Below are 8,297 nucleotides of genomic sequence, written 5' to 3'. Positions count from 1 at the left end.
CTCATGAAGTTGAAGGCGTTAGAGTGCAGTGAGGTGGTGGTGGACATGGGCATGCCTCAAATAAGCGATCAGGTTAAGGTTTTTTTACCGGGGGCAGCGGTGGAGCATCCACTTGGATCTGCACGCACGAAGTGCGTTTTTTCATGGACTCCCCCGGCTTTTGATAGCGATCCATTAATCTGATCCCAGGGGCAACTACGTTGCCGATTGGTGTCGCAGCGATGTCATCAAGGTCGATAAGGTTAACTGTCGACACGTCTTCTTTTATGGTTCGCAGATAAACCCAGAAGTAATTGCCGTCATCGTTGCGGTCGCACGTGTAATCATCGAACAGCAGGATGTTTGAGGCAGAAGGCGCGTGTTCAAGCTCTAGCTTTATCGCTTCATCATTGTTGCAATAGGCATTGCCTTTGAATACGTAGTTTTGGGTCTTGAAATCAAGGGTGCAATGGTTTTCACCGTTGGCACCCTCGAGGGTGATTTTGGCGGGTTCTGCAAAGTTGGAAGGGACTTCGACTTTTGACAGGGGTGATATTTCGATAATCAAACAGTTCACTTGGTCCGGCTCTGTAGAACTAGCATAGACCTGATGATCCGTAAGCCTAAGGCCAGGAACCACGACATCACCGATGTTTAAGGTCTTCAGGTCAGCGATCCTGACTCGCCCTCCATTTATAGAGGGGTCAGTGGTGGTAGGGTTTTTAATGGTCGTCAACTGCCACCAGCTAAAAGCATCAGATTCAGATAAATGGCAAAGCCTTGGATTGACGGGGAGCTGCCCTATTTTTGGGCGTCCATTGACAAGCCATAATTGGGTGGCCGAAGGCAAATCGTTTAATCTTATATGACCACCGCCTTTCAGATACTTGCAAAGCCCGCTATCTGACAGGGGGGCCTCCGGAAACGCATGAACAGCCGACGCAGCCTGAAAAGTACATTGCGGCGTGCCATCATCAAAATATAAGGTCACGGTGCCAGCCGATGCTGCGGGGGGGGGCTGACGCTTGAGTCAATCCGTTTGAACAGCCCACTAACAAGACCGAAAAAACAAAATAGTACACTACAGTGATTACGTGATTCATGCCGTGCCTCCCAGGTAAATAACGCACTTGTCATTCAGCGCAGTTCAAATTAACACCTTGCGTGAACGTGTATGACCTAGCATTTTTAGTAGGTTGGCAGCGTGGGTTTCAGACCTATACCTTGATTATCAAGAATCGTCACGCGCACCGAAGGTCGGTTCGCCGTACCATATGGATGGAACCCAGCACATGGACAGCTCTCTACCCCCAGTACAACTAAAAGAATCACATGCTCTGGCACTGGATGCTTGGGATATACCCGTCAAGGGCAGTTATACACTGGCGATAGCACCTTCTGCGCGCACGACGCCAGGCGATACTGTGCACATCACCTGGCAGGGCTTTTTCCAAGACGGCGGCAGCGATGAGCCTTTCATCGGCGCGGATACCGTAGTCATCAAAGATCAAGTACTCAGCTGGGGTCTGGACCCGGTGTATGCATTGTTCATTGACGGCGGCACTGCGCAGATAAGCTACCGGGTGGAGTATGCAGACGCGCAAGGGGGATCTGTCGAATCCGAAAAGCAGACGATCGCCATCAAGCCCCCTCCTGCTGGACGCCTGACAGCGTTGAGTATCGAAAATCACACGGGCGGCCCGATTGACCCTGACGATTATCCGTTGGGGCTGGAACTGAACGTTGAAGTTTATACCGATATTCAGGTCGATGACGGCGTGCTGTGCTATATCAAAGGCGGGGCTGGTGAGCCGCTGGTCATTGACTACCTGCTGGTCGACCAATCCATTATTGATAAAGGCACACTCCAGTTCACTGTCGAGCAGTCGTGGCTGGAAAATAATAAAGACGCGACAGCCGTCTTTGAATATCAATACGCCCGTTACGGAAAAGCTGAGTCCTCGTACGCACTGAGCATTCTGATTGAAAAGGCTTTTCACCCGCTTGCACCCATTATTGACGGTGCCCTTCCGGAAACTTCAGGTACTGGTCGTCCGCACACAAAGGCGCCCGCGCAAGGCTATATCGATGCACTGTCGTTAAGGGCCGGAGCGAGGGTCATGATCCCTGCAAGCGTCGAGTTGATCGACGGGGACACCGTAGAAGTTCATTGGCAAGGATTCGGTACCAGTGGACACTACATTGCCAACGTTTCCGACCCCAATGACGAACGCCTGTTTTTGATTCCAGCCAGCGCGGTGCCGGCCAACATGGACAAGCGCGTTAATGTGCTCTATCGGATCAATCGGTCGGCAAAAACCCTCATCACCTCTGAAGTATTTAGTCTGCGCATTAGGCCTTTACCCACCCACAGCTACCCCACCGTACAATGCTGCTGTACCGATATCGGAAAGTTGCTGTTGAATTGTGTACCGGAATCCGGGGCAGTCGTGACGCTGGGTAAGTGGATATTCATGGCCCCCGGCCAACGCCTTACCATTGAAGCGAGCAGTTGGACGAGCGAACGGCTGTTGAGCGATTTTCCCATTACGCAAACGCATATTGACCAAGGCAAGGTCACGGCAACCCTGAGCAAGTCATTCCTGACGCAGCTGGGTGACGGTGCGCCTCTGACACTCAATGTGTCTGTCAGTTTTGATGAGGGGAATTCGCTTACCACGTTTCCTGCTCTGCCATTGTTACTGGCAATTAAACAACTCGACGATCACAATGTTGAGTTAAACGTTTGTATTCAACCACCCGATGATGCATCGCGTGATTATGTGGATCACGCCACGGTTGGCATGTCTAAAAATCAATTGATCGACTGGATGCGAGTAAAGCCGAGAACCATGGGGTGGGGGGCCATCCTGGCGTTCAACCGGAAAGACACCAACACTGTTTTGCTGCAGGAGTATATCAACCGCTTCAGCACGGGCGACTATCTGCGCCCTATTGAGCGCTATATCGCCACGACCATGGCAACCGGTCAGTTTATAACCGGTTATCAGATGGACTACCCACGGCTCTCATTTGAAACGGCCAACATTGATCGTGAAACAGCAGACGCCAAGCTGACGATGAAAGTCGTCGGTGGTACGCAGGTTACGTTTACCCACATCCCCGGCGGTAAAGAACCGACACTCATCAGTATCATCGACCCGCTTAACGGCCCAGCCCTGACATTGGACGTGGAGTTGGTTGACGTACCGGGAAGTATTAACAGTGCCGGAAAGGTCATCCTGGACCTGAGTAAAAGCAGCCATTTCAGCCTGAGCTTTTCCGACTTTCTGCATGAGCAAGAACTCGGTGGACTTTTTTTCAGGGAGTTATTTGAGCGCCTGCCTGACAGTCAACGCAGGGTCACAATAAGTGAGATTACAAAGCACCCGGGCGACGTCATAAAACCCGCCGCTTTCAAGTTGCGTACTCAGGCAGCACCAGGAAGCAAAAAGCGCAACGCGAGCAATTATGGCGATGGATCAGTGCTGGTATTGGTTGCCATGGAAGGTGAAAACAATGGCGGCAACCCAGGTGCAGACTTTCCCTACCTGATCCCCAATGACACCAATAACAGTGCCATGCTGTTAATGAGTAACAAGTTATTTTTGGAAGCGACCATTGGCGAAGCCATGGTCAGGCAAGGGCTTATAGCGCCTGGCGACTGGATACTGTTGCCAGAAGGTGCAGAAGGGTTTAAGACACTGCGCACTGGCAACCCTACGTTCAGGAACATTCACTATGGATTTCGCTACGAAGATTTTCAGTGCGAAATTACATTGGCTGTCGACAAAACCAACCTAGAAATGGATTCCGGTGCAACGGGGCGTGTTCAAGACGGCAAGATAGATCTAGCGTTAAAACTTTCCGACCTTAAAGCAGTGGACTCATCCATCAGAGCCGACACTTGGCCTGCGACCAAAAATGCTTATTTTAATGCAGCATTTAATATTGCCTTACACTGTAATTACGAGATTTCTTCTGAAACGCACATCTTGACACCTGTCAATCTGAGCGTGGACGAATCCGAGATAGGTTTTCCAGTCCATCAGCCACCTCCCCTCAATGATCCAGTCGCTGAACGTGCCTTCAGATCTACCGAGGCGCTTCTAGAGAGCCGGGCCAGGGGTGAACTAAATATAGCGTTAAGGTATGTGCTGGAAGAACTGCCTGATATCAATGTATTCGCGTTGCAATCCATTCTGTTCAAAAGCGGCGACTCTATTGTGTTCGATGACGTAGCCCTGCCTGGCGATATGGCACTGTTTGGTCATCTAGGAGCCTCCATTACGCATTTCTCGATCAGTCCACTGGAGCAGGTGGTCGGTGTAGGTGACACAGTGCAATTTACCACCGCCCCCATCATGACTGGCTTGACCTGGAGTGCTGAGAGGATCGCTGGAGAGACGGGCTATGCGGGGGCAATAAGCGCCGATGGGACTTACCTCGCTCCACCCAGCGTTGATGGCGCGCCCTTCATTCGGGTCAAGATAACCGCCAGATCAGGCAACTACAGCAGTTCGGCCCTCATATCGATAGTCATCAGCGATATTGCCGTCAATCCGGTTATTCAAACGTGTGGCGCAAATCAAGCACGCTCACTGTCAGCAGGCAGCCGAGGCGACGGCACTTTGCAATGGTCACTGAAGACGCCTTCCAATGGCGGTGCTCTCTCAAAAAGCGACGGTTTTGAAAACATTTATAAAGCACCTCCGGCCGCTGCGGGGGTACCTTACTTTATTGAAGAAATCGTCGTCAAAAATATCCAGACCGGGAAAGAGAGGTCGAGTTACCTTATGGTATTAAACGCTGCATTACCGCTTAATGTCATGAGAGATTTTTCCTATTCTTCTGTAGCGTCTACAAGATTAATAGTGAAAACGGGCACGACTGTAATACCCATCGAAAATATCACGTGGGAAATATTACTCGGCTCAGGCCGCATTGAGAACGGCCTGTATACTCCGCCTTCACCACTCGACCATAACTTTGTTTTAATACTTGCCAGGTTTACTCTATTCCCCGACTTCACGGGTTACATACTGATCCCCCTGCCGCTGTTCGACTACCCGGAGGATACCGCCCCCATGACGCCTGAGTTTTTACCAGCTTACCGGCCCCACTTAAAGTAGCCATTTTATCAACACAAGGAATGTGTCATGAGTCATTCAAAAAACGAGTTGCTGGTGTCCATGCAAGACGGCCCTTCCACCTCCGACTGGGGGGCTATTTCCATTTTTGGTCGTTCGCGACTCAATCGGCTGCTGGAACAGCAATTCGTCGCGGGTTTCGATGAACTCAGTTTCCTGCCGCCATTCAACGTGTCGCATATTTTGCTGACAGAGAACGGTGACGAGTGGATGGATCTCGAAGCCGTTATTCTGAGTCAGCCGTTGCTATCGTTTGAAACCGCCTCTCTGGATAACTCGCAGGCCACACTGACCCTGTGGTTTATCGCCGGAACGGTCACCTCATTTTCAGCGTTTCCCGGTCGGCCGGCAATGATGAACTCCAGCTTCAAGCTCTCCGAGCAGCAAGGTTTCAAGCTGATCATGACTGTCAATCTGACAACGGCGGTGGGTGAAGTCGACAAGTGTGGACGGGTCACTCTGGATTTGAAGGACGGGTCTGAATTCACAACCAATCTCGCAAACCAGCTCAATATCCAGCATCGCATTGGTCAGGCATTTAAGTCACTTATACAGGTTCTGCCACGTCATAAACGGGTATTCGAGCTTGGCATGCTGGACTTGAAAGGCTACAACCCGCTGACCCCGACAACCTTCCGTATCCTGACCCAGGCTGCGCCGGGTGCCAAGGACGCAAAATCCGCAAACTATGGCGAAGGTGGCGTGGTGATTTTCATCGGGTTGAGAGGCAAGCCTTCACCTGGCTATCTTCCGGGTGAAGGCAGTGGCTTTCCGTATTTCATTCCGGATGACAAGGACGCTGAGGGGCGTGACCTTTACTCGGCGGCGCTGGTGCTGTCTTACGACATGGTTCAATACATAGAGCAGCAACGACTTGACTTGCTCAACAGCCTGTTGTTTCCCGGCCAGAACATATTTGTAGAAAGCTCCCGGCACAACCCGTACGATATGATTGTGTTTGGCAATATTGACCCGACGCTAACAACCGTTACACTGGAGCCATTATTTAAAGTGATACAGGCGGGTCATACGCAAAAATTTGACCTGATACAGGCCGGAAAACGATTCAATCGTGCCGCCGTCACCTGGAATGTCCACAGCATCAACACCACTCACAGTGCCGGGAGTATTTCTGCATTGGGGCTCTACAGGAGTGTCGACCCTCAAAATCTTGGCAAGGAAACAGTGCGCAATATTGTAACGGCCAGTTATTACGACAAGGTCGCAGACAGGACTGTTCAGGCATCTGCGCTGATTGCTGTGGTCTTTGACGGGATGACGGTCGCGCCTCAATCAAGTGTCAGCTATGCGGAAATCAATGCTCGTCCGGTCGCATTTTCAGCTTCGACGTTGGGCGGGGGCACGCTGGAGTGGTCGCTGCCGGGAGGGCAGTACGGCAGCCTTGTTAGTACAGGAAACAGTGCCATTTACACACCGCCGAGCACATTGCCTGGCAGCGAAGTCATGGCAGTGCAGCAAATCAAGGTCCAGGACTTGACCACCGGCTCGGCCACAATGGCTTCTGTGGTGTTACTGGCAGCGATTCCGACGCTGGATGTCCATCCTCCTTACAGTTCTGGAATGAGCCGTTCGGCGCAGGTTCAACTTTCGGTCAGCCCCTACGACCCAGAGTATATTCGCTGGAGTATCGCCAGCGGTGGAGGCACTGTCACTCAGGACGGACTGTTCTCAGCCCCTGCACAGATTGACTCGCCGGTCAGTGTGGTACGGTGTGAATTGATAATCGATGGAATCGTATATGCAGAAGGCTACAGCATCGTACAACTGTCGGATTTCAGTGCAGAAAAGTCCTGGTTGAGACTTGCTAACTTCAAATTGACTGCACCTGCCGACCAGCGCTCCGCATTTGCCAACGGCTATCAACAAATTGCGGTGGATGTCGAGATTGAAACCGAGCCAGTCAATGGCCAGGATTATCCTGTGACACCGGAGGAAATGAGCAGCTTGACGATTGTGCACAGGAACAGTGGTCAGGAACTGGATTACCTGGCCACAGGTCAGGACGGTATCGAAGACAACGACTTTTATACATGGGTGGTCAATAGCGAGGAAAACCGTTTCAACCGGTATGCCCCCTTTTTGAAAACGGTCGATGAGCCTGTCCACGAGGTACAAAATCGCGTGACCCGCCGACGGGTGTATGTTCAGACGAAAGCAAAAAACCCTGAAACGTTCTTTGCGAAATTCGTTGATGAATATGCGGTACCGCATGCATCGAACGAAAACAGCCAGCAGGCGCCCTACACCATTGAACTCAGCCCTGTTACACCGCAAAAATTTCCGGCAACGAACTATCAGTTTTCACCTAGACGTGTTGCGGGCGGTGGCAACAATCCTCCTCAGCAGGAGGATTATGATTATTTCCTGACAACGACTGATTACTGGCTACTGGAGTTTGTCGGTACTGACGGGAAATCCGTGAGATTTGTAAGGTGTGAATTCGAGGGCAATCAATCGACCATTCAGTGGGAAAGCCGCCGACGTAACGAAACAATGTTCAGTTACACCGGCTACCTCTTTAACGATATGAACATCGACGGTGAACAGGGCACTATCAAGTATGACGACCAGCTGGACGATGTCATGTCGGGTAAGGCGCTGGATGGCGATATTGTTTCAGGACAAAGCGTGGGTGAGGGGCAATTGATGATCAGTTTGTTTCGGACCGACGATGTCAAGTATTTTCAGACAACACCCTCACGTCTGATAACCCCTCGTTACCAGTTAAAGCTCGTCAGGTACGGAGACGATGACCGTCATCCCGACGAATCAAATTCCGGCGAGACCAATATCGGCGACGTCTTTTCTCTGGATGAATGCGTTGAAAGAAAGTGGATGATCGGATTGTTTAACATGGAGGATGCTCAGCCTGTTCAACGCGCTGATGCGCGTTTACTGGAGACGCCGTTGAAAATCCGGATGCTGGATATGAATGGCAATCAACATGCGCTTTCAATCGGTTTTCCCTCGATGGATATTGCGGACAGCCGCAATACATTACTCCTCAACGTTATCTGAATCTCTCAGCAGTCTGGGCGTTCGCAGCGTATCTGGTTTGCCGCGCCCCGCGAGTTGCCACCACAGCAACCGAGGCTCTCCCATGTCCACCACCACCTCACTGCACTCCAACGCCTTCAACTTCATGAG

At 51.3% G+C, this 8,297-nt stretch carries 3 protein-coding genes; 2 read left to right on the top strand and 1 reads right to left on the bottom strand.

Going from position 1 to position 8,297, the window contains the following annotated elements; genetic code table 11:
- Positions 1-73: 73 nt before the first annotated feature.
- Positions 74-970, bottom strand: coding sequence for a hypothetical protein (locus ALO80_RS31070; RefSeq protein ID WP_144434252.1), 897 nt, complete (start codon positions 968-970; stop codon positions 74-76).
- 301 nt (positions 971-1,271) lie between these two features.
- On the opposite strand from ALO80_RS31070, the gene ALO80_RS25455 reads away from it, so the two are divergent.
- Together ALO80_RS25455 and ALO80_RS25450 are read left to right on the top strand one after the other, a co-directional pair.
- Positions 1,272-5,111 carry a hypothetical protein gene (locus tag ALO80_RS25455; RefSeq protein WP_055010978.1) on the top strand — a complete coding sequence of 1,280 codons (3,840 nt, stop codon included), beginning with the start codon at positions 1,272-1,274 and terminating at the stop codon, positions 5,109-5,111.
- A gap of 27 nt (positions 5,112-5,138) precedes the next feature.
- The gene (locus ALO80_RS25450) at positions 5,139-8,168 is read left to right on the top strand and encodes a hypothetical protein (RefSeq protein ID WP_055010977.1); all 3,030 of its coding nucleotides are present in this window, start codon (positions 5,139-5,141) and stop codon (positions 8,166-8,168) included.
- The last annotated feature ends 129 nt before the right edge of the window (positions 8,169-8,297 follow it).

This window comes from Pseudomonas caricapapayae (genome assembly GCF_001400735.1).
GTDB classification, from domain to species: domain Bacteria; phylum Pseudomonadota; class Gammaproteobacteria; order Pseudomonadales; family Pseudomonadaceae; genus Aquipseudomonas; species Aquipseudomonas caricapapayae.
Note: the sequence above shows the minus strand (reverse complement) of the source record. Positions and strands in the feature narration are given on the sequence as shown.

Bases quoted from the DNA above. Each gene is read 5' to 3' on its own strand.
- ALO80_RS25450 (WP_055010977.1), top strand. From the start codon at position 5,139: ATGAGTCATTCAAAAAACGAGTTGCTGGTGTCCATGCAAGACGGCCCT.
- ALO80_RS25455 (WP_055010978.1), top strand. From the start codon at position 1,272: ATGGACAGCTCTCTACCCCCAGTACAACTAAAAGAATCACATGCTCTG.